Below are 24,070 nucleotides of genomic sequence, written 5' to 3' on the forward strand. Positions count from 1 at the left end.
TAAAGAATAAACACGGAATATAAATTAGATGTAGGTTGGACTAATTCCAGTTGGCATATTCAACAAAACGGTACTTATAGAGCTTTACGAAGCTTTACGAAGGAATATCTAGACTTTTTACGGAAATAAAAAAAGCCCCGAAGGGCTTTTCACGAAAGAGCGTACACCGTATCACAAAAAATAGACAGTCGCTTACTGATTTTCCAGTTCTACCTTACTAACCAGACTTACTAAAGCGTTTACAGCCTGTTCGGCGTCCGCACCTTCAGCACTAATATTAATTTCAGTACCTGTACTGATGGCAAGACTCATAATACCCATGATGCTCTTGGCATTAACCTTCTTGTCTTCTTTTTCCACAAAAATCTCAGATGAATATTTATTCGCTTCCTGTACGAATAACGCAGCAGGTCTGGCGTGCAGTCCTGTTTTCAAGCGTACGACTACCGGATGTTTTGACATGTCAGCTTACCCCCTCATCAAATAAATCTGGACACTACTTACTCCATTTTATTTATCACATTATAACATTAACCTGGGACAGACACTAGAAAAAAAACTAATTAAAGCGGCAAAAAGCCCCAAGGACATTCTTTTTTACGGAATCAGGCCATTTTCTCCCCTGATTTTGTCCGCCATCTCGTCAATCTTGCGAAGACGGTGATTTACACCGGATTTACTGACGACCCCTTTGAGCATTTCCCCAACTTCTTTCAAGTTCAAATCAGGATGGGCAAGTCGGATTTCCGCCACTTCACGCAGCTTATCCGGCAAGGTCTCCAAACCAACTTCCCTCTCCAGCAGCTTAATGTTTTCAATTTGCCGGACCGCAGCACCGATCGTCTTGTTCAAATTGGCTGTTTCGCAATTGACAATGCGATTTACGGAGTTGCGCATATCGCGCATAATACGTACATCCTCGAATTTGAACAAGGCTTGATGCGCCCCAATGATACTGAGCAGTTCAATGATCTTCTCGCCTTCCTTGATGTAGAGAATAAAGCCTTTTTTTCGCTCAATACAGCGGGCATTCAGATGAAAGTCATTCGCAAGATCTACCAGTGCCTGACAATGCTCCTCATACATCGAGGAAATTTCAAGATGGTAAGACGATCCCTCCGGGTTGTTTACAGAGCCGCCAGCCATAAAGGCGCCACGCAGATAAGCCCGCTTACAACAGTTTTTCCGAATGATCTCCCGATTAATCCCGTCCGTGAACAAGAAGCCTTCTGATACAATGTATAAATCCTTCAACAGCTCTTGTACACCGTTAGGAATACGGACAATGTACACATTATTTTTTTTCAAGCGCATTTTTTTCCGTACAAGCAGTTCAATGTGAAGCTGAAAATGCTTTTTGATCAAGGAGTAAATCCGCCTTGCAATCGCGGCATTTTCTGTAGACACGTCCAATATTACCCTTTTATTCGACAGTTGTACGGATCCGAGCATACGTATAAGCGCAGACAGCTCCGCTTTTTCACAGCAGGGCTGGCTTTCAATCATCGTAAGCTCTTTTTTCGTTTGTGCCGCAAAGGACAAGGGACTCACCTCCTTCTTAATATCCAGTTTTGTACCAATTGATAAATATGCTGGCTTAGTTTGTCTGCATCATGCCGTAAATACGTGCGGAACAAAACTAACGTATCTGCCACCACCTTATATCCCCGGTCGTTCAGTTCGCCCATGTCGACTTGAACTGGCTTGGCTCCCTGCTCGGCATACATTTCCTGCACTTGAGGCGGGATTTCTCCGTTATTGACAATGACATAGTCGAAGAGATGATGCCCTACATGCTCGTAAATAGCCTGCAGGTGATCTCCCACCGTATAACCATCGGTTTCACCCGGCTGGGTCATGACGTTGCAGACAAATATTTTGATAGCATCAGATTTCACTACAGCCTCAGCGAGCTTCGGTACGAGTAGATTGGGTAAAATACTGGTATACAAACTGCCGGGGCCGATCAGAATCGCATCAGCTTCATTTATGGCCTCTACAGCCTCAGGCAACGGCTCCACGTGAGTCGGTTCAAGAAAAACACGTTTGATTCTGCCGCCCGCTTCCGGGATTTTGGACTCTCCGGTAACAACCGTGCCATCCTCCATTTCGGCACTTAACACAACGCCTTCTTCGGCTGCCGGCAGTACACGCCCCCGGACAGCAAATACACGGCTAAGCTCACGCACCGCCGTTACAAAATCACCTGATATATCGGTCATCGCTGCCAAAATCAGATTGCCCAAACTATGGCCTGACAATCCTGATCCTGCACCGAAACGGTATTTTAGCATATCTGACATCACTGGTTCTACGTCAGCCAAGGCAGTCAGCACATTGCGGATGTCCCCTGGAGGGGGCATCTGCAGCTCACTGCGCAATATCCCGGAGCTTCCGCCATCGTCAGCGACTGTAACAATAGCCGTAATATCCAGTGGCTTTTGCTTCAAGCCCCGCAGCATGACAGACAAGCCGGTTCCCCCGCCCATAACAACAATACGCGGGCGCTCCCGTTGTGATCCGGTCTCTTTCATCATTTCACCTCATTAATGCCGGTCCCGATCAGCATCCCGATGCGAAACAGAAACGGATTCTGTCTCGCTGGCACCCAACATTTTTCCTAAATATTCCGATATCGCAACAGAACGATGCTTACCGCCGGTACAGCCAATACCGATGATCACCTGACTCTTGCCTTCTTTACGGTATTGTGGAATCAAAAAATGCAACATATCCAGCAGCTTGGTCAGAAATGCCTGAGTCTCAGGCCATTTCATAACATAATCATATACATCGCTGTCCTGGCCCGTGTGGGGGCGAAGCTGGTCCACGTAGTGAGGATTAGGCAGGAAGCGCACATCGAATACAAGATCAGCATCAATGGGAATACCATATTTAAAGCCAAAAGAAGTAATATTCACGGAAAGCATACTGCTTTCCAGATGTGAAAATCTCGAAATGATCCGAGCCTTTAAGGTTGCGGGCTTCATCGTGCTTGTATCTATAACCTCTGTAGCGGAGCTTTTCAGCTCCTTCAGCATTTTGCGCTCCAGTCGGATTCCATCCAAAGGCATACCGTCTGGAGCTAGCGGATGACGTCGACGGCTTTCCTTGTAACGTTGCACAAGAACGCCATCATTAGCATTCAAGAATAGAATTTCACAATGAATCGTAAAATGATCTTTAATATAATTCAATGATTCCGACAAGGCAGTGAAAAATTCTCGACCACGCAAATCAATTACGAGCGCCACTTTACCTATTTTTCCGTTAGACTGCTCGATTAACTCAGCGAATTTGGGAATCAGCACAGGGGGCAAATTATCAACGCAGAAGAAGCCCAAGTCTTCCAGGCTCTGCACCGCAATGGTCTTCCCTGCACCTGACATCCCCGTAATAATAATGAGCGTTGCCCACGGCGCAGCATTTTTTAGGTTGTCTGTCATATGGACTTCCCTCTCCTTTTGCTTCTTCGCTCTATGTCAGTACCCGTATATCAGTTGCCTATAAATCAGGAGCGCAGCAGCAAGCCTGCAGCCCCTACGATACCTGCGTCATTGCCCAGTACTGCCGGAACAATCGATACTCCTTGCTGAAGAGGCTCAGGTGCCAGCTTAGTGTATACGCGGCGCATCTCTTCAAACAAAAAATCGCCAGCTTTGGAAACACCGCCGCCTATAATAAACAGCTCCGGATTGAGCACTGCGGCCACGGCTGCCATAGATTTCCCCAAATAAAAGGCAGCCCGGTTCACGATACGTAACGCGACCTCATCACCGGCTTTAGCAGCATCAAATACTTCTTTAGCAGCAATTTGATCCTCCAGTGCCAGAGAGGTGCGATCGCCACGTTCCACAGCGTCTTTTGCCATACGGATAATACCTGTTGCAGAAGATACGGTTTCCAGACAACCCATTTTGCCGCATCCACACTGGATAGCCTCCAGATCAGGTACAACACTCATATGTCCAATTTCACCGGCCATACCCGAGAAGCCTTGATATATTTTACCATTAATAATAATGCCGCCGCCAACACCCGTACCCAGGGTATAGCATACGCAGTTATCTCTGCCTTTGCCCGCTCCGGCCCATGCTTCGCCAAGTGCGGCAACGTTAGCGTCATTGTCTATTTTTACAGGCTTGCCGATCCGTTCCTCCAAAAGCGCCCGAATCGGTACGTCACGAAAGCCAATATTAGGGGCGAGGACAATAATACCGTTGCGAACATTTGTAAAACCCGCAACGCCCGCACCGACACCCTTCAATTGATCCCATTCATAAGGAGATTGCTCAACAATGTGCCGCACATATTTTTCGATATTGCTGATTACAACATCTACGCCCTTATCGGTTTCGGTTGGTCCCTCATAAGTGTGCAAAAGCTGTCCGTTTTCATTACAAATGCCGACTTTAATCGCTGTACCGCCCAGATCGACACCCACATAGATACTTTCAGACATGTTTCAAGCCACCTTTATGTTTACTTAAAAACCTTGTATGAAACATATGATTAAAATCTTGACTTCATAATAGCAATCCTACGTTCCAACTATAATTGAAGCCCCCGTTACGGTCAAGGACACTTACCTATTGAAAAATGTACGATTAGCGGAACTTTTGGTCTCGCTCATCCATAAGAAAAACGTCTATTGATGTACTTTCACGGAAGCCACCACGCTTAACGGAAGTTTTCCTTGCGATTATAGAATTGTTCAGCTCCGCTGAAAATTTATAAATTCTATAATCTTAAAAAGGAAAAAGCCTGTGCAAACGCAGCAGGCCTCTCTTCCTCAACATCGAAATATCGCTTATAACAGGGCTACCTTACCCCACTCTAGTCATTGTGAGCTATAGGCTGTCTTTATTGATCCAGTGTTTCGCTCCAGTCATGAACAGCGCTGCCCTCGAGATATTTCTCGCAGTCCATAGCCGCCATGCAGCCCGTTCCCGCAGCCGTAATAGCTTGGCGGTAACGATTATCCTGCACGTCCCCACACGCAAAAACACCGGGGATGTTCGTTTCCGTCGTGCCTGGCTTCACTTTAATGTAGCCGTGATCGTCTGTATGGATTTGACCGTTCAGGAAGCTTGTGTTTGGTGTATGTCCAATCGCTACGAACACGCCATCCGCCTCAATCAATTCATCCTGATTATTTTCATTATTGTGTACCTTCAAGCCCTTCAATCCAGTTTCTCCCGTTACGACTTCCAGAGGAGTCCGGTTTAATGCCCAGTGTACTTTCTCATTCTCACGTGCGCGGTCTTGCATAATTTTAGATGCCCGCAGCTCATCACGACGATGAACCAGGGTTACACTGGAAGCAAACCGGGTCAAGAAGCCCGCTTCCTCCATCGCCGAATCGCCGCCGCCGACCACGACAATCTTTTTCCCGCGGAAAAAGAAGCCGTCGCAGGTTGCGCACGTGCTGACTCCGCGCCCTACATTGTCCTGTTCACCTGGAATACCGAGATATTTGGCAGACGCGCCTGTAGCAATAATAACCGACTCCGCCTCAATGATGCCTTTACCCTCTACCTTCACTTTAAAAGGGCGCTTGCTGAAATCCACTTCCTCTACCCAACCGGAAGTAAATTCAGCGCCAAAGCGTTCAGCCTGCTTGCGCATGTTATCCATCAATTCAGGACCAAGGATACCTTGCTCAAAACCCGGGAAATTTTCAATTTCGGTCGTCGTGGTAAGCTGCCCGCCGGGCTGCATTCCCTCAATGATCAGCGGATTCATGTTAGCGCGCGCCAAATAAATAGCGGCTGTATAGCCTGCGGGACCTGTACCAATAATTATGGATTTATACATACGTTTGTTGCCTCCTTTAAGTGATGTTTGGAGCAGGCCTCAGACCTGCTTTTTAAACGTGGAGAGCGGCTGCTTCAGCTTCTGTTTGATACCACACACACTGTCAATCTGGCGCGCATAGCGGCTTACGGTCGATACGGAAATACCGTAACGGTCGGCTACTTCTTGATAGGTGACTGCATGATGATGCATTTTGGCTGTCAAATATTCCAGCGCCGCTGCCCATCCCTCAGTATGCTGAATCATCGGCACTTCTGGAGCAAGTCGATCCAAATACTCCAGCCAAAGCGACCGCAAATCGTGCTGCATGGCCGGATCTGACGGCTTGCTCATGACGGTCAGCACCTTATCGAGCACTGCCTGCCATTGCGGATCGACCGGAGAAGCAGATACATCGCCTTCAGTTAACTGACGATCTCTTTCAGCTTCTGACCGCTCCATCTGATCTGCTTGCGAGGCCGTTTCCTGAGCGCCATGCTCCTGCTCCGTCAGCTCTTGCAGAACCTGCAAGGCACGCTGTTTCAGCTCACCCTCCTGATCCGGGTCATCTACAAACGACTCCAGTGCCTGGCGCACCTCATCATCACCGATCAAGCTCAGCGCCTGAATGACCTGAAGCTGAGTTGCCCGGTCTCCGTGGCGCAAAGCCCAGAAGAAGGATGACCGTATGAGCGGGTCCTTCTTCATACTGTCAGGCACTTGGTCAGCGCCGAACTTCTCCCACATGCGGAATTGCTCCTCAAAAGGGAGATGATAATGGTAGCTGAGCACTTGTAGTGGTGTGCCCTCCTGCTGGAGTTCCTCCAGTCGGGACAGGAAAAAGCGCGGAACTTCCGAGGAAGCATCCTGCTTTTGCAAATGACTCCACAACCGCCGGGCTTCCGCATATCTTCCTGTATTGCTGGCAGCTACTGCCGTGTAATGGTACAAAGAAGCGTCAGCACTGTTCTCTCCAGTGCCATGTAGCAATCTGCGGAAATGTCTGTAGGCCTCCTCATGGCGTCCGAGAATGCCCATGGTGGTTGCCAGCTTGAACACCTGTTCCTCCTGAAACGGTATGGTGACCGCCAAGGTTTGAACTAAGCGATCCAATTCCGGACCGCCTCCCTCATGCTGATAAAAGATCGCCAAGTTGCACAACGCGTGCAAATTCCCCGGCTCATCCTCCAGCACTCGAAGAATGACCGTTTTAGCATTTTGGAACAATCCCATGTAGTAATAGGCCAGCGCCAGATTATTTCGCGCAGCGAACATATCGGGCTGTTCCTCCGAAATTTGCTTGAGCAATTGGGCTGCCTGAGCGAATTTCCCTTCCTCCAGCAGGACGCGGGCCTGATCATGCTCGACTACTCCCTGCCGGGCCTTAATGCGGTTCAGCTTGGTTGGACGGTCCAGCTCATAATAGAGCAATTCCATCATTTCCTCGGCCTCATCAAGAAACTGTCCTTCTTCGTCCTCCTCCAGGTACGTGACTAAAGCTTTCTCCGCTTCTTCAAATTGCTCCATATTAGCGTAATTATTCGCCATATAGAAATAACACTCTGTCATCGACGGATCTACGTCGCTCAGAACAGAGGACAGGATCTCGTTCGAGCCTGCATAATCCCCCATCTCTGATAATATACCCGCCATATTGCAATGATTCACCGGATTATCCGGCTCATATTCAACGGCTTTACGAAAATATTTCAATGCCTTGTCATAATGATTACGGTCAAGCGAGCGCACAGCTTTCTCAAAAAAGAAAGATGCGTCGAAACGCAAAGCAATAATCTTAGGGCTAGGTTGTTCCGATACTCGCAGATGTTTCCCTTTCATAAATAACCAAGGCACCTCCTTTAAATGTAACTGGCATGTTCATACCCTCCAGTATACCACAACTTCAAAACGACTTGACAGTCGGTCATGCTGCATTCCAAAAAACAGATGCAGGATTGTTCTCCAATAAATACACACTGTTAGACACATATAAGAGGATACGCCAATAGCCGAGCGCGTTTTCCTCTTTAAAAGGTAGCGTTCGGCTAGTCTATGGATATATGAAATTAAAGCGTCAACGGCACTAGCGTACGCTCGCGATGCTGAAATACAGCAAGCTCGCGATAGCCGACCTCATATAGAAGAGCGCGCGCCTTCTCCAAATGCTCGGACAGCTTCGCTGGATCATGGGCATCCGAGCCGACGGTCAGCGGGATGCCTAGCGATAGTGCCTGCACCAGCATGCGGCGGCTCGGGAACATCTCTGCACAGGGCTTGGATAGCCCTGATGCATTCAGCTCCATTGCCCGACCGCTACGGGCCACGGCTGAGAGTGCTGAGCGCTCCAGCTCACGCAGATCCTCCTCTTCCTCCGGCTTCGGATGATGGCCGAAGCGTTTAATGACATCCAAATGACCCATGATGTCATATAAGCCGGTAGCTGCCGCCTTGGAAACCGCATCGTAATACGCGCGGTATACCTCCAGCACATTTTTGCCTTCCCAATGGTGTACCTGACGGAAGTCCGTAACATCCCATTCACCGAGAAAGTGAACGGAACCAATCACATAATCCCACGGATACGCGGTAATAATATCTTCGATTTCTCGTTCCCAGCCCTCAATGTAGTCGCCTTCCAGGCCGACACGTATATCAATCTGCCCTTTATAGCGGTCCTTCAATTCCAGACACTCTTCTACATATCGGGGCAGCTCCTCCATAGGCATTGCCATTTCCGGGTAATAGTCGGCTGGTTTTACATGCAATAAGGGCATGTGATCCGACAAGCCAAGCTGATCCAGCCCCAACCGAATCCCCTGCTGCACATACTCTTCCAGACTTCCTATCGCGTGACCGCAACGGGCATGATGCGTATGATAGTCAATTTTCATGCAGCCCTCGCCCCTTTCTGCACTAAAACACCCATTTTAATCACGACGAGGACGTTCATGACGACGATTCAGCTCAGCCAGCACATCATCCAGCGGTAGCTTCCGCTCCTGCAACAGCACCAGCAGATGATAAATCAAATCGCTGACCTCCAAACGCAGCTCCTCATTATCTTTATTTTTGGCGGCAATGATCGTTTCGGATGCTTCTTCGCCAACCTTTTTCAGGATTTTGTCTACGCCTTTATCAAAGAGATAGGTCGTGTAGGCTCCTTCGGGACGTGTCACCTCACGTTCCTTAATGATCGCCTCTAGCTGGGCAAGCACCTCAAAGCGACTTGTGGCAGCGTTGGCCGTTCCGTCCGTCTCAGCCGCCTGAGATTGCCCCGCCGCTATATTGCCAGTGGCAGATGCTACAGCCGTTCCCGGCGCAGAAATCTCGCGGGAAAAACAGCTCGTTGCTCCTGTATGACAAGCAGGACCGTTCGGAATGACACGTACAAGCAGAGCATCACCGTCACAATCCAGCTGGATGGAGGAGATTTTTTGCGTATTCCCGGAGGTTGCTCCCTTGTGCCACAGCTCCTGTCTGGAACGAGACCAAAACCAGGTCTCTCCCGATTCCAGAGACAGCTTCAGCGACTCGCGGTTCATGTAGGCCAAGGTTAGCACCTGGAGCGTAGCAGCATCCTGTACAATGGCTGAAACAAGCCCCGCTTCATTCCAGCGGATATTATCCAATATCTGCTCCAGAGATAGCTGCTGGTTCAATTCGTTGCTCATCGTATCTCCACTCCTCTGCGCTTTAAATCCCGTTTTAGCTCAGGGATTCCTATTTCTTTATAGTGAAAAATCGTTGCCGCCAGTCCAGCATCCGCCTTGCCCGTCGTAAACACGTCATAAAAATGCTCCTGCTTGCCAGCTCCACCGGACGCAATGACCGGAATTCTCACCGTATCCGACACCGCAACAGTCAGTGGCAGGTCAAATCCATCCTTGGTTCCGTCCGCATTCATGCTGGTCAGCAGAATCTCTCCAGCCCCCAGCTGTTCAGCCTCCTTGGCCCAGGCCAAGGCGCGGATACCGGATGGCGTCCGGCCTCCGTGCGTATATACTTCCCACTCGCCCCACGCCTCATTGTACTTGGCATCAATCGCAACAACGATGCATTGTGAACCAAAGCTGCGTGCACCCTCCGCAATCAGCTGAGGGTTACGCACAGCCGCCGTATTCACGCCAATTTTATCGGCCCCGGCACGCAAAATACGTTTCATATCATCGACATGGGAAATCCCGCCACCGACCGTGAAGGGAATAGCGATCTCCCCGGCTGTCTGGCGAACGACCGCTTCCATAGTGGCACGACCTTCAACCGATGCGGAAATATCCAGAAATACAATCTCATCCGCACCTTCCCGGTCATACAGCGCCGCCAGTTCCACCGGGTCGCCCGCATCACGCAGATTCACAAAATTGACGCCCTTGACCACCCTGCCATCCTTTACATCCAGACAGGGAATAATACGTTTAGCCAGCATGTTTACTCCCCCTATGCCTTCGCTACAGCTTGTACGGCCATCTGTAAGTCAATGCTTCCCGTATACAATGCCTTACCCACAATGGCACCGCCAACACCTTCTTGTGCATACGCGCTCAGTGTGATCAGGTCATCCATCTGACTGACACCCCCGGAAGCAATTACGGTACGTCCGCTGCTTTTTGCAAGCGCTACGATTGCCTCCACATTCGGTCCCTGCATCATTCCATCGCGTGAAATGTCTGTAAAGATGAACGTCTGCGCCCCCTTGGCGGCCAGCTCAGCGGCCAGTTCATCCGCGCGTACCTCCGAGGTTTCGAGCCACCCGCGCGTAGCTACATAGCCATTTCGCGCATCCAGACCGATAGCGATCCGATCACCGTGGGTAGCCAACACCGCTTCGGTAAAGGCGCGGTCCTCAATTGCCGCCGTGCCCAAAATCACGCGGCTCACGCCCAATGACAACAGTCGCTCCACATGCTCGCGTGTGCGTAAGCCGCCACCCACCTGTACAGGCACCTGCACTGCAGAAGCGATACGACCGATTAGCTCATCGTTTACCGGCTGGCCAGCTTTAGCACCGTCCAGATCAACCAGATGAATATAAGAGCCGCCCTTGCGCTCCCATTCCCGGGCTACCTCTACCGGATTTTCGTTGTATATCGTCTCCTGGTTGTAATCCCCCTGTACCAACCGTACACATTTGCCATCGCGAATATCAATCGCCGGATATATCGTGAACAAAGTATGACCCCCTTGTGAGCTATTCAACATCTATATGCCTTCACACCAATCAACGCCCAAAGCTGGCCGTACCGTATACCGTAGCACCCTCCCACAGACTGATGAGTAGTTACGCTCGCTTTACCGCCTCCGCCAGCTCCAAAAACTGACGCAGCAGCCGCATGCCCATTTCTCCACTCTTCTCAGGATGGAACTGCATGCCATATACATGGCCTCTGCCAACGATAGCTGTTACAGGCCCGCCGTAGTCAGTCACCGCCAGCAGGTCACTTTCAACCTCCGGCTTCGCATGATAGGAGTGCACAAAATACACATGCCCTTCCTCCAAGCCCTGCAGCAACGGGTGATCCGGCTGTGTCATACGCAGACGATTCCAGCCCATATGCGGCACCTTAACACCCAAATCGGGAGCAAAACGAACAACCTCGCCCGGTAAAATATTAAGCCCTTCATGACTGCCATATTCTTCACCACGAGTGAACAATAGCTGCATACCCAAGCAAACACCGAGCAACGGTTGTCCAGCGCTCGCCACCTCCTGAATAACACGATCCAATCCACTGGAACGCAAATGCTCCATAGCATCTCCGAATGCCCCCACACCCGGCAGAATCACACCGCTGGAGGAACGAATCACTTGGGCCTCTCCTGTGACTACAGCCTCATAGCCAAGACGTTCAACCGCCTTGCTCACACTATGCAGATTGCCTCTGCCGTAATCCACAATAGCAATGGACATGGACTATAGCACTCCCTTCGTTGAAGGCACTCCCGTTACCCGTGGATCAATGGAGGTCGCCTCGTCCAGCGCTCGTCCCAGTGCTTTGAACACCGCCTCGATCATATGATGGGTATTTTGCCCGTAGTGAACGATGACGTGCAGCGTCATACGGGCCTCTAATGCAAACTTCCACAGAAATTCATGCACCAACTCCGTCGAAAAGCTCCCTACCTGCTGTGACGGATACTCCGCACGATACTCAAAATGGGGTCGGTTACTGAGGTCAATGATGACTTGCGCGAGCGCCTCATCCATCGGCACAAAGACGCTGGCATAGCGCTTGATTCCTTTTTTATCACCCAGTGCTTCCAGCAAGGTTTGCCCCAGACAGATACCAATATCCTCCACAGTATGGTGATCGTCGATGTCAACATCCCCTCTGGCCTGCACATTCAGGTCAAAGTGTCCGTGCTTCGTGAACAAATCCAGCATGTGATTTAGAAAAGGAACATCCGTTTCGATCTCGGCCTGTCCTGTCCCATCTACCGCAAAAGTTAGCTGAATATCCGTTTCGTTCGTCCTCCGGCTGACGCTCCCTGTACGTCCTGTTCCGTTATTTTCGTTCCCCATCGCCATCCACCGCCTTCTTTTCATTGTCCAATCGAACCTGTATCGCCCGCGCGTGACCTTCCAGCCCTTCATGCCGGGCAAGCTGCATAATCGTCTCTCCATTGCGCAGCAGCGCTTCCTTGCTGTAATAGATCATACTCGACTTCTTGATAAAATCATCAATATCCACCGGCGAAGAAAACCGCGCGGTTCCATTCGTCGGAATAATGTGGTTTGGCCCGGCAAAATAATCGCCTACCGGCTCTGAGCTGTACGCTCCCAGGAAAATAGCTCCCGCATTTTCTATCAGACCCACATGCTCCATCGGCTGCTCTGTCATGATCTCCAGATGCTCCGGCGCAAGCCGATTGACAATACCGATGCCCTCTTCCAGAGTGTCAACGACAATGATGGCCCCGTAGGACTCTACCGATGCAGAGGCAATATCTCTGCGGGGCAGATCGGCCAATTGGCGCTGTACCTCAGCAGATACTTCTTCCGCCAAGCGCTGCGAGGGTGTAACCAGAATGGCCGAGGCCATTTCGTCATGCTCAGCCTGCGACAGCAGATCTGCTGCAACGTAAGCAGCATTCGCCGCATGATCAGCCAGCACGACAATTTCACTTGGTCCGGCAATACTGTCGATATCCACCGCACCGTACACCTCACGCTTTGCCAGTGCTACATAAATGTTGCCGGGACCGCAAATTTTATCGACTGGTTCAATGCGATGTGTTCCGTATGCGAGAGCGGCAATCGCCTGCGCTCCACCCACCCGGTATATTTCGGTCACACCAGCCTCTGCCGCAGCTACCAGTGTATATGGATCAATTCCCGCCTTGCCGCCTGTTGCCGGGGGTGTCACCATGACAATCTCCGGTACACCAGCCACCTGAGCGGGAATGACATTCATCAGCACCGAGGATGGATAGGCCGCTTTACCGCCCGGAACATACACGCCTACACGCTGCAACGGTCGGATAATCTGACCGAGCAGGCTACCGTCCGGCTGCCAATCCATCCACGAGTTCCGTTTTTGCTTCATGTGAAAAGCACGAATATTTTCTGCCGCCTCTCGAATCGCCTGTATAAAAGAAGGCTCCACCTTGTCATATGCTGACTTCAATTCTTCATCTGTCACACGAAGCTGCTCCGCCGTCAACGATACGCCATCAAACGATTCCGTATACCGCAGAACAGCTGCATCTCCCTCCTGCCGCACCGATTGAATAATGGCACGAACAGCCTCATTTTGTTCTGGTGTACCGTAATCCACCTCGCGCTGGAGACTGAAATCACGAATTGATACGATCTTCATTTGTCCATTCCCTCCTCACTTGCAGCTTGCTTTGCAGAATGCTACTTCAACCATTGACCTCATTCCATTAGATTAGTCCCGCGGTGTCACCGCAGTTGGAATCACCTGATGCAATCGGTCACATAACGCCTGAATCGGGCCGTTTTTCATCCGGTAGCTGACCCGGTTGGCAATCAGACGACTGGTAATATCCAGAATGCTGATCTGCTCAACCAATCCATTCTCCCGCAAGGTCTGCCCGGTCTCCACCATATCAACAATGCGGTCTGCCAGGCCGATTAACGGCGCCAACTCGATGGAACCGTTCAGCTTAATAACCTCCACCTGCTGACCTTGCTCCCGAAAATACTGGGAAGCCACGTTCGGATATTTGGTAGCGACACGCTGGCGAATACCTGGCTGCCAATCCGGCAGAGCAATCACCGACATTCGACAACGGGCAATTCCCAGATCCAGCAGTTCATACACATCCTTGTTTTCCTCCAGCAATACATCCTTGCCTACAATGCCAATGTCCGCAGCTCCATACTCTACATACGTAGGGACATCGACCGGCTTCGCCATGATGAACTCCATTCCCAGCTCAGGTAGCGGAATGACCAGCTTGCGCGTATCATCCACATCCAGGGGAATCGGGACCCCAGCTCGGCGAAACAGCTCAGAAGCCTGCTTATAAATCCGTCCCTTCGGCATGGCTACCTTCAATGTTTCCGTCATGGTAATTCCCTCCCTTGTACCGGTCGTCTTTCTGTGGCTGTATAGCTGTATACCTCCGCATATAAGTCCTGCTGCTGGCGCCGCCCATCCTCCGGTCCACCCGTTAAGCCTGTAACCACAATCCGGCCGACTGTACGAAGCTGCTCCGCAGCGGATAATGCCTCCCGGCGTCCCTGCTCGTCATAAAGGATAAGCGCAGGACGCTTCGTCTCAATCTCAATGCCGTCTACACCGTCGACGATCCGGTTCGTCTTCAGTGCAAATCCCGTCGCAGGTACAGACCGACCAAACTGCTGAAGCAGATTGTCATAGCGACCTCCGTTGCATACGGGAAATCCAATCTCCGCCGCATAGCCCTCAAAAGTCATTCCTGTATAATATGAAAAATCCCCGATCATGGTAAGGTCAATTAGCACATGTTCAGATACGCCGTAAGCCTCCAGTACTTCCCACACCTCACACAAATGTGCAATAGATTGAAGCGTCTGCTGCTCTACGCTAAGACGGGTAGCCTGTTCGCAGATTTCTTTTCCACCGCGTAGCCGAAGAATAGCCTCCAGCTTATCCCGATGTTCAGAAGCCAAGCCCAAAGCCTCAATCGCTGTTCGGTAGCCCACTACATCTCGGCCCAGCAACAGCTCCTTTAGCGCTTCCTGTTCAGCCTGGCGACCTGGAATGATTTCCTCGAACAGACCGTTCAGGAATCCCACATGTCCCATGGCAATTTTAAAAGAGGTAACTCCTGCGGCCTGTAACGATGCGATCGCCAATGCCACAACCTCTGCATCTGCCTCCGGCGAGTCATCGCCTACCAGTTCTACACCCGTCTGAAAGAACTCGGCTTCTCTTCCCGCCTCTTCCTCAATCGCCCGAAATACGTTGGCGTGATAGGAAAGCCGAAGCGGCACTTCCTCTTCCTTCAGTAGCGACGATACCACCCGCGCAATTGGCGCAGTCATATCAGACCGCAACACCAGCGTGGTTCCCCGGTTATTGAGCAGCTTAAACAGCTTCTGATCCGAGGTGGAGCTGGCTACACCCACCGTATCGTAGTATTCCATCGTAGGCGTCATAATCTGACGGTAGCCCCAACGCTCCATGCATTCGAGCACATTCAATTCTATCGCCCGCAGCTTCGACACTGCACGTGGGAGGTAATCCCGAACCCCTATAGGAATTTCAAACCCTTTTGGCTTAGACATCTCTATCACCTCATGATTTCACAATATCTTTATCATGGTAAAGTGCTAACAAACTAAAGTATATTCGATATATTATCATGCCCTACTTGTGAACGTCAACCGAACGGAGCTGCCCATTTTTAAAGTTTTCATCCATACGCTACCCCTCTCTATATTGTATCCACTGCCGAATTCATGAATCCTAAAAAAAAGACTGCCAGCCTCTCAGCCAACAGTCCATCTTAAAATATTTAGCCGCTCACCTGCTCACCTTTAGTCCGTGAAGGAGGTAATTTCGGAATCGTACCCAATCCGACCCAGGAAAACGGTAGATATCGAAAACATAACGTCACAATCAGCCATGAGCCAAACAGTGCCAACAACCATCCGCCGGCAACGTAGAAAATATATTCTATCGGCGTTCCATGCAGATCCAGCTTGCGATACACTCGCAATAATGCCGGGTGAAGTAAATAAATACCGAACGAACATGCACCCATCCAACTGATCCAGGCTCGCAGCCTCCCATTCGCATAACGATAGAGCAAAACAGAGCACTGAAACAGCACTAGCGCAGATACGAGGGAATGTGCATTGCGGAGCAGTTCATAGACCAGTGAGTCTGCATAGATGGCTTTGCGATACGCTATAAACCATATCTGCACATAAGCTATGCCCACTAGTAGCCAAGCCGCCCACAAGGCACACCAGCTGATCAACTGTCTGCGACCGATTGCCTTCCCTGGCAACGGAAAAAGCCACTTTTTGAACCCTTCATACCCAATCGCTACCGCTGCACCCAGAGCAAAGTAACTGATATACGTAATCGCAAGGCTTCCTCTTTCCATTTCCCAAACATATTTGTTCAGTAATACAAACCCCCATTGGATGACCAAACCTGCTGCCAAAATAACAAAAGCTGCTCTCTCTGGGCTTACTATCCATTGTCGTAAACGCTGTACTCCCCACAGCAGTAACGGAAAGACCAAATAAAATTGAATAATGATGATTACATAATACAAATGCGTATATGCCTTTCCTGTTAACAGCACCAGAGGAAGATCACTGAGCGGCATTAGCCCGCGTGTCACCAGGGTCAAATAGTAGAGAAGTGAAAACAAAATATAGGGCAATACAATAAACATCAGCCTTTTCCGAAAAAACACAAGCATATTCTTACCCCGAAGCGGTCGATCCACATAATTGTAAAATAAAACAAATCCGCTCACAAAGATAAACACTGGCACTGCAAAGCTACTAAACACATTTAAAAATAAAAAAGGATAAAATAATAGCGAATGACGTGCATCAATCAAAGCCATTGAAGTCGCATGAATAGTAACAACGGCTGCAATTAGCATTCCCCGATAAATATCAAGCTCCGGTATACGTTCCTTTTTGACCAAATCAACACGCTCCCATATCGCCTTGCAAATATATTTTTTTCTATATTTAAACATAACCAACAGCCATTCCTCTACTTATTATACAAAAAACAGTGAAAAAAGGCCCCTTAATCCATAAGGGGCCTTTCTTGTTAATGCTATTTACTATTGCTCCACATCGGATGGTCCTAAATCACGCAATGGATTACCGCCTACGAATGCTCCAGCAGGTACGTCTTTATGCACCACCGCTCCGGCAGCTACGATCGCTCCGTCACCGATGGTAACCCCTGGCAAAATGGTCGTGTTTGCACCGATCAATACATGATCCCCAATCACCACTTTACCGATACGATACTCCTGTATAAGGTATTCATGGGCCAGTATGGTCGTGTTATATCCGATGACCGAATTGTTTCCTATCGTAATATGCTCTGGAAAAAAAACATCTACCATGACCATCAGGCCGAAGGCCGAATGTTGCCCCACCTTCATACCCAGCATTTTACGGTAAATGGCGTTTTTCAGAGAAAGCATAGGGCAATACCGAGCAATCTGTATAAAAATGAAATTTTTAACGCCTTTCCAAGGGCTCACCGTCCGATAAATCTGCCACAACGCGTTAGGTCCTTCTACGGGATAGCGTTTCACCTTTCTCACGATACATTGACACCTTGAAGCTCCAGCTTCAGCAGGTCGCGCATATCATGCAACATGTAATCTGGTCCATACCCACGCAGAGTTTCCTCACCCTTGAGCGACCAGGCAACACCCGCAGATTTCACACCTGCCGCCTTAGCTGACAAAATATCAAACGAACTGTCTCCGACCATCAACGTATGCTCTGCTTCAGCGTTCAAGCCAGCCAATGCCTTGAGCACTGGCTCTGCATGCGGCTTCGGATGCTCCACATCGTCTACCGTCACAATATAGTCCATAGAGGAGGTCATATTGAAAAGATCAAGTATACGCATCGTGGATGGTCGTATTTTGGTTGTCACGACCCCCAGCTTAATTCCTCGCGCACGCAGCTCCTGAATAACCTCAATCACATACGGAAATGGCTTTACCATTTGATCATGATGAATATGATTATAAGCACGATAGGCTTTAACCAGCTCAGATACATCCGTTAATCCTGAAAAAGTACGGAGCTGATCATCCAGCGTTCCACCCATATGGGGTATAATATGCTCCCGAGTTAGCGGATCAGCATCCGGATGATTCATAATGTGCAAAAACGTGCTGATAATCAGTTCATTCGTATCCATGATGGTGCCATCCAAATCAAACAAAATCGTGTTTATCATAGATGCTCCTTCTTATCCTCGTCCCTTTCCTCCATAGGAAGCTTATCCGCTGTTGCAGTTGGAGGAGCCGTATCTTGTCCTGGACGGGATGCTTGCTCTGGCGTCACGTCAGGTACCTGATCAATCCCCGTCTTGCTGGAGACAATCGGGTCGCTATATCTTGCAACGGATGAGCCCTTCCGGCGACGAACCAGGATAAAAATCACGGCGGTTACAATAATGAAGATAGCAAGCAGCTGTGAAATCCGTACGTTACCGTAGTTCGGGTCCAAGTACCCTGGTTCAAACCCTAGCCATACCATAGGGGACCACAGAGCATTTAAAAAGGAAGCCATCCAGTCCGGCCCCTGAAAGGCCAAGCTGTCCGTCCGCACACGCTCGATGAAAAAGCGACCGATAGAGTACCAAATGAAGTAGAATGCAAACATTTCACCTGCACGCACAAATCTCATGCGGCGAATCACAAGCAACAAAATCACGCCTACGATACTCCACAGCGATTCATACAGGAACGTAGGGTGGTGGAATACCCCGTTAACGTTCATCTGATTCACAATGAAATCCGGCAAATGCAGTTGATTCCGCAAAAAGGTTTCTTCCGTCGGTCCACCATAGGCTTCCTGATTGACAAAGTTACCCCAGCGTCCAATCGCTTGGCCGATCAGTAACCCCGGCGCACAAATATCAGCGATACGCCAGAAGTTATACCCTTTATAGCGAAAATAAATGACAGCACATATAATCGCGCCGATCAACGCGCCGTAGATCGCAATACCGCCATTCCAAATTTTGAAAACATCCCATAGATTATCTTTATAGTCTTCCCACTTGAAGGCCACATAATAAATACGCGCTCCAATAATAGCCGATGGGACCCCTAGCAACAGCATATCCATAAAAAAATCCTGCGGAATACCGAATCTTTTTCCCTCACGGATGGCGAGATATAAACCCACAAGCGCCGCCAGCCCCAAAATTAGCCCATACCAGTGGACCTTAATTGCCCCGATTGAAAAAGCAATCGGATTCAGCAATAATGTTGCCGTTGACATATGTTTCTCTCACTCCTTCTTCTTCCTTGCAAACAACCGAACCTTAATCCATATCTTCCATATCTTCGGAAATTGTAGCCGTCAGCTTATTCGTAAATTGTAGAGCTGCATTAACGCCCATTTGTTTCAAACGATAATTCATCGCTGCCACCTCAATAATTACAGCCAAATTTCTGCCCGGACGAACTGGAATCGTAACGAGTGGAACATCTGTATCAATAATACGAGTCGTTTCTTCATCTAAGCCAAGACGGTCATACTGCTTGTCCTGCTGCCATGCCTCCAGACGAACAACCAATGTAATCCGCTTGTTATTACGAACAGCACCTGCACCAAACAGCGTCATCACATTAATGATACCCACGCCACGAATTTCCAGCAGGTGACGAATCAACTCGGGTGCAGTACCATGCAGCTGAAAATCAGACGTTTGCCGAATTTCCACCGCATCATCCGCTACCAAACGGTGTCCACGCTTAACCAGTTCCAACGCGGTTTCACTTTTACCAATTCCGCTACTGCCTGTGATGAGCATACCTACACCATAGACGTCACATAGTACACCATGAATAGTCGCCGTAGGAGCCAGCTTTCTTTCGAGAAAGCCCGTAATGCGGCTTGATAAAATCGTCGTCGCCATATTGGTCCGCAGTACAGGAACGTCTCGCTCGGCGCTCGCCTTCACTAATTCAGCGGGTACTTCCAAACCACGAGTGATAATAATACATGGAGTCAGCTCTGTACACAGGCGCTCCATCCGATCCCGTCTCTCCTCAGGAGGCAGCATACCCAGAAAAGCCAACTCAGACCTTCCCAACAGCTGCACCCGCTCCTGTGTATGGTATTCAAAATACCCCGCCATCTCCAAACCCGGACGATTCAAATCGTCAACTGTGATCAGTCTGCGCAGACCCTTTTCACCGGAAATAACCTCCATTTGAAACTGCTGTACAAGCTCGGATACCTTTACCTGTTTAGCCATCGTATTCTCCCCTTCATCTGCAAAACCGGATTCTATACCTTATTTGATTTATGTAGCTTTACCCTATCAACCATACAGCCCCACGCCAGTCTATCCTGCACCAGCCCAAGCCTCACTGTATTATTTCATCATATGATTTCAGGCTACCTCTGTTTCCGACAGTTGGATTGATCACACTTATGACCCACTACAAAGCTTGCCTGAACCCAGACCTACACCATTGTACCCATCGTATCGGAATTTTCCAATGAATGCAATGCCGAAGCTGGTAGCTGTAGGACATATACAAAAAAAGCCACCGTTCCCTGATTAGGAAAACGGCGACTCTTTCCACAGGCTGGTCTTATTCACCAACCAAAATGCTCAATTCCGATTCTTTATCGAAAATATGAACCTTGTTCATATCGACAGCCAACTTCGCTTTGACACCATCACGAGTATTGGAACGTCCGTCTACACGGGCAATAATCGTGTCATTTCCGGCACCACTCAGGTACAACAGCATTTCATGACCGAGATTTTCCGTTACATCCACAGTGGATGTAAAGATCGTATTTGGAGAAGCCTCCAGGAATACAGGCTCTTCATGAATATCCTCAGGACGGATGCCCAAGATTACTTCTTTCCCGATATAACCCTTGGCTTTTAAAATCTGTCCTTTACCTTCAGGCACGAACAGATCCAGACCTGGTGCAGTGAAATGCAATGCACCTTCTTTTTCAACCAGCTGACCTGTGATAAAGTTCATCGTAGGTGAGCCGATAAAACCAGCCACGAACAGATTCACTGGACGGTTGTACAGTTCATCTGGGGAGGCAGCTTGTTGGATAATACCATCCTTCATAACTACGATCCGATCACCCATCGTCATGGCTTCGACCTGGTCATGCGTTACGTAGATAACGGTTGTTTCCAGGCGCTTAGCCAGTTTCGTGATTTCAGCACGCATCTGACCACGCAACTTGGCATCCAAGTTGGACAGTGGCTCATCCATTAAGAAGACTTGCGGGTCACGTACAATCGCACGTCCCAAGGCAACACGCTGACGCTGACCACCGGACAGCGCTTTCGGCTTGCGATCCAGGAGATGCTCAATATCAAGGATTTTAGCCGCTTCACGTACACGTTTGTCAATTTCTTCTTTCTTCACCTTGCGAAGCTTCAGACCAAAAGCCATGTTTTGGTACACGTTCATATGCGGATACAAAGCATAGGATTGGAACACCATCGCGATATCGCGATCCTTTGGAGCCACGTCGTTCACAACACGATCTCCAATGTACAATTTACCGTCCGAGATTTCCTCCAGACCAGCAATCATACGGAGTGTAGTAGATTTACCACAGCCGGAAGGACCAACCAATACGAGAAATTCTTTATCTTGAATGTCCAAATTGACATCAACAACCGTAGCTTTCTCTGCACCGGGATATTTCTTGAAAATATGCTCTAAACGTACACCAGCCATAGCTTTTGCCTCCCCAAGATCAAGTTTTGAAATCGAATACATTTTCTACTTGTATCTTACCCTAGTACCCAAAGCATGGCTATTCGCAAACTGCACAAAAATGCTATTTCCTTTTTGTCACTTTGTACAATAGTAGATAAAGCTTGACCAAAACTGCATCATTAAACGTCCGTACATCCAAACCCGTCTCCTGTTTAATTTTGTCCAGACGGTAAATCAGCGTATTCCGGTGTACATACAAACGCTTAGCTGTCTCACTTACATTACAGTCCAGTTGAAAAAAGATATCTAATGTAGCCACCGTTTCTGAGTCTTTCAATATGACAGATGACTTCATTAACTGCTCTAAAAATAGTATCCGTTGTTCCTTGGGAATACGGTTTAACAGCCTTTCCAAATGAAGTTCCCATGAAAAGTGGATGTGCTCTGTTACGTGAAAAATTTTCCCAAGGTGGATCGTCTCCCATAGCATATTCAGCTCCTTGGAGAGATTTCGTGAAGGTATAAACGGCTTGGATACCGCCAAATGGAATACACCCACCCACTCATTCGCGATAAGCTCGTATAAGCCCAGACTAAAAGCCGTAAGGACCTCCTCCAGCGATTCCGTAAAATCTGCATCCTTGGTTTCAGTGTCTTTATCCCGTTCGTCGTCTGCTCCTAACAGGAGCTCTTTTTTAGCCATAATCAACCAAGATTGCTTATCTAGTGGAACAAGCAGCACCTCTCCACCAAAATAACTAGCTAACAGTCGATGCAGCTGCGGAAAGGCAATCCCCCCCTCCTGTGTACCCTCACCATGGAGTAAAATCGGAACCATGCACGCTGATAGCGAATCATGAAGCTGCAATTCATCAGGAGCCTCTTCTTCATTGTCCAGATTAGCAGCCTGCTGTATGAGCCATTGTCCAAAACGATTCATTCGCTCTTCCTCGCTATAAATCGGATTCATCGACAATTGTGCCCCATTCTGCCAAACCTGCTCCATGTTCCCCAACAGCGCTTCTACTAACTGTCGTTCCCGATCGGTCAAGTGTCTGGCCTCTACCATAAAGGCAGCCAGTTCACCCACCGCTGCACGAAACGGGAAATATAACTTGCTATCACGTATAAACGATCTATCCGGTATAACTGAATCTGCGGTCTGACCTTCCGCCATCATTTCCGAACACCAGGGCACTATGGTAAAAGGCGCTTGAATAATATTCTGAAGCTGTTGCTGAATCCATTCCGTATTCAGAGTCACGCGATCACCACTTCACTTTTTTTGATATGCACAAAGCGAACATAATGAAATCATTATAACCCGTCGATACCGTAAAATAAAAAAGTGATTAAAAACATAACCTAAACAACACAAAAATAGCCATCAACCTATAGTTGATGACTTTCGATGAGCCATGAAGGACTCGAACCTTCGACACCCTGATTAAAAGTCAGGTGCTCTACCAACTGAGCTAATGGCTCATAAAACTGGTGGAGGATGATGGATTCGAACCACCGAACCCGTAAGGGAGCAGATTTACAGTCTGATGCGTTTGGCCACTTCGCTAATCCTCCATATAAAGGTGGCTCGGGACGGAATCGAACCGCCGACACGAGGATTTTCAGTCCTCTGCTCTACCGACTGAGCTACCGAGCCATATCCATTAACAAAAAAATAAAGTGCGGAGGGATTCCCCTTCCCACTTTAGTACGGTTAAACTATAAAATTGAAAAATGGCGGAACTGACGGGATTCGAACCCGCGATCTCCTGCGTGACAGGCAGGCATGTTAGGCCTCTACACCACAGTTCCCTATATTTTTCATAAATGGTGCCGGCGAGAGGACTTGAACCCCCAACCTACTGATTACAAGTCAGTTGCTCTACCAGTTGAGCTACACCGGCACGGTGGTGGAGGCTGAGGGGATCGAACCCCCGACCCTCTGCTTGTAAGGCAGATGCTCTCCCAGCTGAGCTAAGCCTCCTGGGTATGTATGGTAGCGGCGGAGGGGATCGAACCCCCGACCTCACGGGTATGAACCGTACGCTCTAGCCAGCTGAGCTACACCGCCATAACATAATATTTCGCAAGCTTGTCTTAAATGGCGGAGAGAGAGGGATTCGAACCCTCGCACCACTTTCGCAGTCTAACCCCTTAGCAGAGGGTCCCCTTATAGCCACTTGGGTATCTCTCCAAATAAATAGACACACTTAGCGATAATCAAGCTAGTTATTCTACATATTACACTGAATATCAAGCCTAATTCAAGGTGTTACACCCTGAAAACTGGATCCGAAACTTCATTGCGTCTTATTTTTAGGATAAGCCCTCGACCGATTAGTATTGGTCAGCTCCATGCATTACTGCACTTCCACCC

23 protein-coding genes and 8 tRNA genes are annotated in these 24,070 nt (G+C 48.9%); all 31 read right to left on the reverse strand.

Annotated features, from left to right (window positions below):
• Positions 1-192: 192 nt before the first annotated feature.
• Positions 193-462: an HPr family phosphocarrier protein gene (locus LCF57_RS09220; protein ID WP_013368811.1), complete on the reverse strand. Its 270-nt coding sequence runs from the start codon at positions 460-462 to the stop codon at positions 193-195.
• A 135-nt stretch (positions 463-597) separates the two neighbouring features.
• The gene (whiA, locus tag LCF57_RS09225; protein ID WP_226000420.1) at positions 598-1,542 is read right to left on the reverse strand and encodes a DNA-binding protein WhiA; all 945 of its coding nucleotides are present in this window, start codon (positions 1,540-1,542) and stop codon (positions 598-600) included.
• 5 nt (positions 1,543-1,547) lie between these two features.
• Positions 1,548-2,534, reverse strand: a complete 987-nt coding sequence (locus LCF57_RS09230; RefSeq protein ID WP_025717834.1) for a gluconeogenesis factor YvcK family protein — start codon at positions 2,532-2,534, stop codon at positions 1,548-1,550.
• 12 nt (positions 2,535-2,546) lie between these two features.
• The gene (gene rapZ, locus LCF57_RS09235) at positions 2,547-3,446 is read right to left on the reverse strand and encodes an RNase adapter RapZ (RefSeq protein ID WP_226000421.1); all 900 of its coding nucleotides are present in this window, start codon (positions 3,444-3,446) and stop codon (positions 2,547-2,549) included.
• A gap of 65 nt (positions 3,447-3,511) precedes the next feature.
• Entirely contained in the window at positions 3,512-4,462 is a 951-nt protein-coding gene (locus LCF57_RS09240; RefSeq protein WP_226000422.1) for an ROK family glucokinase, read from the reverse strand.
• 401 nt (positions 4,463-4,863) lie between these two features.
• Positions 4,864-5,817 carry a thioredoxin-disulfide reductase gene (gene trxB / locus LCF57_RS09245; RefSeq protein WP_226000423.1) on the reverse strand — a complete coding sequence of 318 codons (954 nt, stop codon included), beginning with the start codon at positions 5,815-5,817 and terminating at the stop codon, positions 4,864-4,866.
• A gap of 39 nt (positions 5,818-5,856) precedes the next feature.
• Entirely contained in the window at positions 5,857-7,635 is a 1,779-nt protein-coding gene (locus LCF57_RS09250; RefSeq protein ID WP_226000424.1) for a tetratricopeptide repeat protein, read from the reverse strand.
• A 227-nt stretch (positions 7,636-7,862) separates the two neighbouring features.
• Positions 7,863-8,687, reverse strand: a complete 825-nt coding sequence (hisJ, locus tag LCF57_RS09255) for a histidinol-phosphatase HisJ (protein WP_226000425.1) — start codon at positions 8,685-8,687, stop codon at positions 7,863-7,865.
• 36 nt (positions 8,688-8,723) lie between these two features.
• Entirely contained in the window at positions 8,724-9,467 is a 744-nt protein-coding gene (hisIE, locus tag LCF57_RS09260; protein ID WP_226000426.1) for a bifunctional phosphoribosyl-AMP cyclohydrolase/phosphoribosyl-ATP diphosphatase HisIE, read from the reverse strand.
• A complete protein-coding gene (gene hisF, locus LCF57_RS09265) occupies positions 9,464-10,222 on the reverse strand; it encodes an imidazole glycerol phosphate synthase subunit HisF (RefSeq protein WP_226000427.1) in 759 nt (252 codons plus the stop codon). The genes hisIE and hisF overlap by 4 nt, the downstream gene beginning before the upstream one ends.
• Positions 10,223-10,233: 11 nt before the next feature.
• Complete coding sequence (gene hisA / locus LCF57_RS09270; RefSeq protein WP_226000428.1) at positions 10,234-10,965, reverse strand: 1-(5-phosphoribosyl)-5-[(5-phosphoribosylamino)methylideneamino]imidazole-4-carboxamide isomerase; 732 nt, start codon at positions 10,963-10,965, stop codon at positions 10,234-10,236.
• Between the two features lie 109 nt (positions 10,966-11,074).
• Complete coding sequence (hisH, locus tag LCF57_RS09275) at positions 11,075-11,704, reverse strand: imidazole glycerol phosphate synthase subunit HisH (protein ID WP_226000429.1); 630 nt, start codon at positions 11,702-11,704, stop codon at positions 11,075-11,077.
• A 3-nt stretch (positions 11,705-11,707) separates the two neighbouring features.
• Positions 11,708-12,316 carry an imidazoleglycerol-phosphate dehydratase HisB gene (gene hisB / locus LCF57_RS09280; protein WP_226000430.1) on the reverse strand — a complete coding sequence of 203 codons (609 nt, stop codon included), beginning with the start codon at positions 12,314-12,316 and terminating at the stop codon, positions 11,708-11,710.
• Positions 12,300-13,613: a histidinol dehydrogenase gene (gene hisD / locus LCF57_RS09285; RefSeq protein WP_226000431.1), complete on the reverse strand. Its 1,314-nt coding sequence runs from the start codon at positions 13,611-13,613 to the stop codon at positions 12,300-12,302. Before hisD ends, hisB begins: the two co-directional genes overlap by 17 nt.
• A gap of 72 nt (positions 13,614-13,685) precedes the next feature.
• On the reverse strand, positions 13,686-14,330 hold the full coding sequence (gene hisG, locus LCF57_RS09290; protein ID WP_226000432.1) for an ATP phosphoribosyltransferase: 645 nt from the start codon (positions 14,328-14,330) through the stop codon (positions 13,686-13,688).
• Positions 14,327-15,532 (reverse strand): ATP phosphoribosyltransferase regulatory subunit, encoded by a 1,206-nt coding sequence (locus tag LCF57_RS09295; RefSeq protein WP_226000433.1) that lies wholly within the window; start codon positions 15,530-15,532, stop codon positions 14,327-14,329. The genes hisG and LCF57_RS09295 overlap by 4 nt, the downstream gene beginning before the upstream one ends.
• A 230-nt stretch (positions 15,533-15,762) precedes the next feature.
• On the reverse strand, positions 15,763-16,971 hold the full coding sequence (locus LCF57_RS09300) for an acyltransferase (protein ID WP_226000434.1): 1,209 nt from the start codon (positions 16,969-16,971) through the stop codon (positions 15,763-15,765).
• 90 nt (positions 16,972-17,061) lie between these two features.
• On the reverse strand, positions 17,062-17,556 hold the full coding sequence (locus LCF57_RS09305; protein WP_226000435.1) for an acyltransferase: 495 nt from the start codon (positions 17,554-17,556) through the stop codon (positions 17,062-17,064).
• Complete coding sequence (gene ppaX / locus LCF57_RS09310; RefSeq protein ID WP_226000436.1) at positions 17,553-18,206, reverse strand: pyrophosphatase PpaX; 654 nt, start codon at positions 18,204-18,206, stop codon at positions 17,553-17,555. The genes LCF57_RS09305 and ppaX overlap by 4 nt, the downstream gene beginning before the upstream one ends.
• Complete coding sequence (gene lgt / locus LCF57_RS09315) at positions 18,203-19,258, reverse strand: prolipoprotein diacylglyceryl transferase (RefSeq protein WP_226000437.1); 1,056 nt, start codon at positions 19,256-19,258, stop codon at positions 18,203-18,205. The genes ppaX and lgt overlap by 4 nt, the downstream gene beginning before the upstream one ends.
• Before the next feature lie 43 nt (positions 19,259-19,301).
• The gene (hprK, locus tag LCF57_RS09320; RefSeq protein WP_226000438.1) at positions 19,302-20,240 is read right to left on the reverse strand and encodes an HPr(Ser) kinase/phosphatase; all 939 of its coding nucleotides are present in this window, start codon (positions 20,238-20,240) and stop codon (positions 19,302-19,304) included.
• 343 nt (positions 20,241-20,583) lie between these two features.
• Complete coding sequence (locus tag LCF57_RS09325) at positions 20,584-21,708, reverse strand: ABC transporter ATP-binding protein (protein WP_226000439.1); 1,125 nt, start codon at positions 21,706-21,708, stop codon at positions 20,584-20,586.
• Between the two features lie 103 nt (positions 21,709-21,811).
• A complete protein-coding gene (locus tag LCF57_RS09330) occupies positions 21,812-22,954 on the reverse strand; it encodes a PucR family transcriptional regulator (protein ID WP_226000440.1) in 1,143 nt (380 codons plus the stop codon).
• A gap of 148 nt (positions 22,955-23,102) precedes the next feature.
• Positions 23,103-23,175 (reverse strand) — tRNA-Lys (locus LCF57_RS09335).
• A gap of 7 nt (positions 23,176-23,182) precedes the next feature.
• A tRNA-Tyr gene (locus tag LCF57_RS09340) sits at positions 23,183-23,268 on the reverse strand.
• 9 nt (positions 23,269-23,277) lie between these two features.
• Positions 23,278-23,350, reverse strand: a tRNA-Phe gene (locus tag LCF57_RS09345).
• A gap of 78 nt (positions 23,351-23,428) precedes the next feature.
• A tRNA-Asp gene (locus LCF57_RS09350) sits at positions 23,429-23,505 on the reverse strand.
• Between the two features lie 16 nt (positions 23,506-23,521).
• A tRNA-Thr gene (locus LCF57_RS09355) sits at positions 23,522-23,597 on the reverse strand.
• A 4-nt stretch (positions 23,598-23,601) separates the two neighbouring features.
• Positions 23,602-23,677, reverse strand: a tRNA-Val gene (locus LCF57_RS09360).
• A gap of 10 nt (positions 23,678-23,687) precedes the next feature.
• Positions 23,688-23,764, reverse strand: a tRNA-Met gene (locus tag LCF57_RS09365).
• Between the two features lie 31 nt (positions 23,765-23,795).
• Positions 23,796-23,887: transfer RNA gene (locus LCF57_RS09370), tRNA-Ser, on the reverse strand.
• Positions 23,888-24,070: the final 183 nt, after the last annotated feature.

This window comes from Paenibacillus sp. BJ-4 (assembly GCF_020404765.1).
Lineage (GTDB): Bacteria > Bacillota > Bacilli > Paenibacillales > Paenibacillaceae > Paenibacillus.

Excerpts from the sequence above, each read along its gene's own strand:
- LCF57_RS09240 (WP_226000422.1), bottom strand. The coding sequence starts at position 4,462 with ATGTCTGAAAGTATCTATGTGGGTGTCGATCTGGGCGGTACAGCGATT.
- hisH (WP_226000429.1), bottom strand. The coding sequence starts at position 11,704 with ATGTCCATTGCTATTGTGGATTACGGCAGAGGCAATCTGCATAGTGTG.
- ppaX (WP_226000436.1), bottom strand. The coding sequence starts at position 18,206 with ATGATAAACACGATTTTGTTTGATTTGGATGGCACCATCATGGATACG.
- hisJ (WP_226000425.1), bottom strand. The coding sequence starts at position 8,687 with ATGAAAATTGACTATCATACGCATCATGCCCGTTGCGGTCACGCGATA.
- hisG (WP_226000432.1), bottom strand. The coding sequence starts at position 14,330 with ATGACGGAAACATTGAAGGTAGCCATGCCGAAGGGACGGATTTATAAG.
- lgt (WP_226000437.1), bottom strand. The coding sequence starts at position 19,258 with ATGTCAACGGCAACATTATTGCTGAATCCGATTGCTTTTTCAATCGGG.
- hisB (WP_226000430.1), bottom strand. The coding sequence starts at position 12,316 with ATGGGGAACGAAAATAACGGAACAGGACGTACAGGGAGCGTCAGCCGG.
- LCF57_RS09220 (WP_013368811.1), bottom strand. The coding sequence starts at position 462 with ATGTCAAAACATCCGGTAGTCGTACGCTTGAAAACAGGACTGCACGCC.
- LCF57_RS09250 (WP_226000424.1), bottom strand. The coding sequence starts at position 7,635 with ATGAAAGGGAAACATCTGCGAGTATCGGAACAACCTAGCCCTAAGATT.
- hisD (WP_226000431.1), bottom strand. The coding sequence starts at position 13,613 with ATGAAGATCGTATCAATTCGTGATTTCAGTCTCCAGCGCGAGGTGGAT.
- hisIE (WP_226000426.1), bottom strand. The coding sequence starts at position 9,467 with ATGAGCAACGAATTGAACCAGCAGCTATCTCTGGAGCAGATATTGGAT.
- hprK (WP_226000438.1), bottom strand. The coding sequence starts at position 20,240 with ATGGCTAAACAGGTAAAGGTATCCGAGCTTGTACAGCAGTTTCAAATG.
- rapZ (WP_226000421.1), bottom strand. The coding sequence starts at position 3,446 with ATGACAGACAACCTAAAAAATGCTGCGCCGTGGGCAACGCTCATTATT.
- LCF57_RS09325 (WP_226000439.1), bottom strand. The coding sequence starts at position 21,708 with ATGGCTGGTGTACGTTTAGAGCATATTTTCAAGAAATATCCCGGTGCA.
- hisF (WP_226000427.1), bottom strand. The coding sequence starts at position 10,222 with ATGCTGGCTAAACGTATTATTCCCTGTCTGGATGTAAAGGATGGCAGG.
- LCF57_RS09230 (WP_025717834.1), bottom strand. The coding sequence starts at position 2,534 with ATGAAAGAGACCGGATCACAACGGGAGCGCCCGCGTATTGTTGTTATG.
- LCF57_RS09295 (WP_226000433.1), bottom strand. The coding sequence starts at position 15,532 with ATGTCTAAGCCAAAAGGGTTTGAAATTCCTATAGGGGTTCGGGATTAC.
- trxB (WP_226000423.1), bottom strand. The coding sequence starts at position 5,817 with ATGTATAAATCCATAATTATTGGTACAGGTCCCGCAGGCTATACAGCC.
- LCF57_RS09300 (WP_226000434.1), bottom strand. The coding sequence starts at position 16,971 with ATGTTTAAATATAGAAAAAAATATATTTGCAAGGCGATATGGGAGCGT.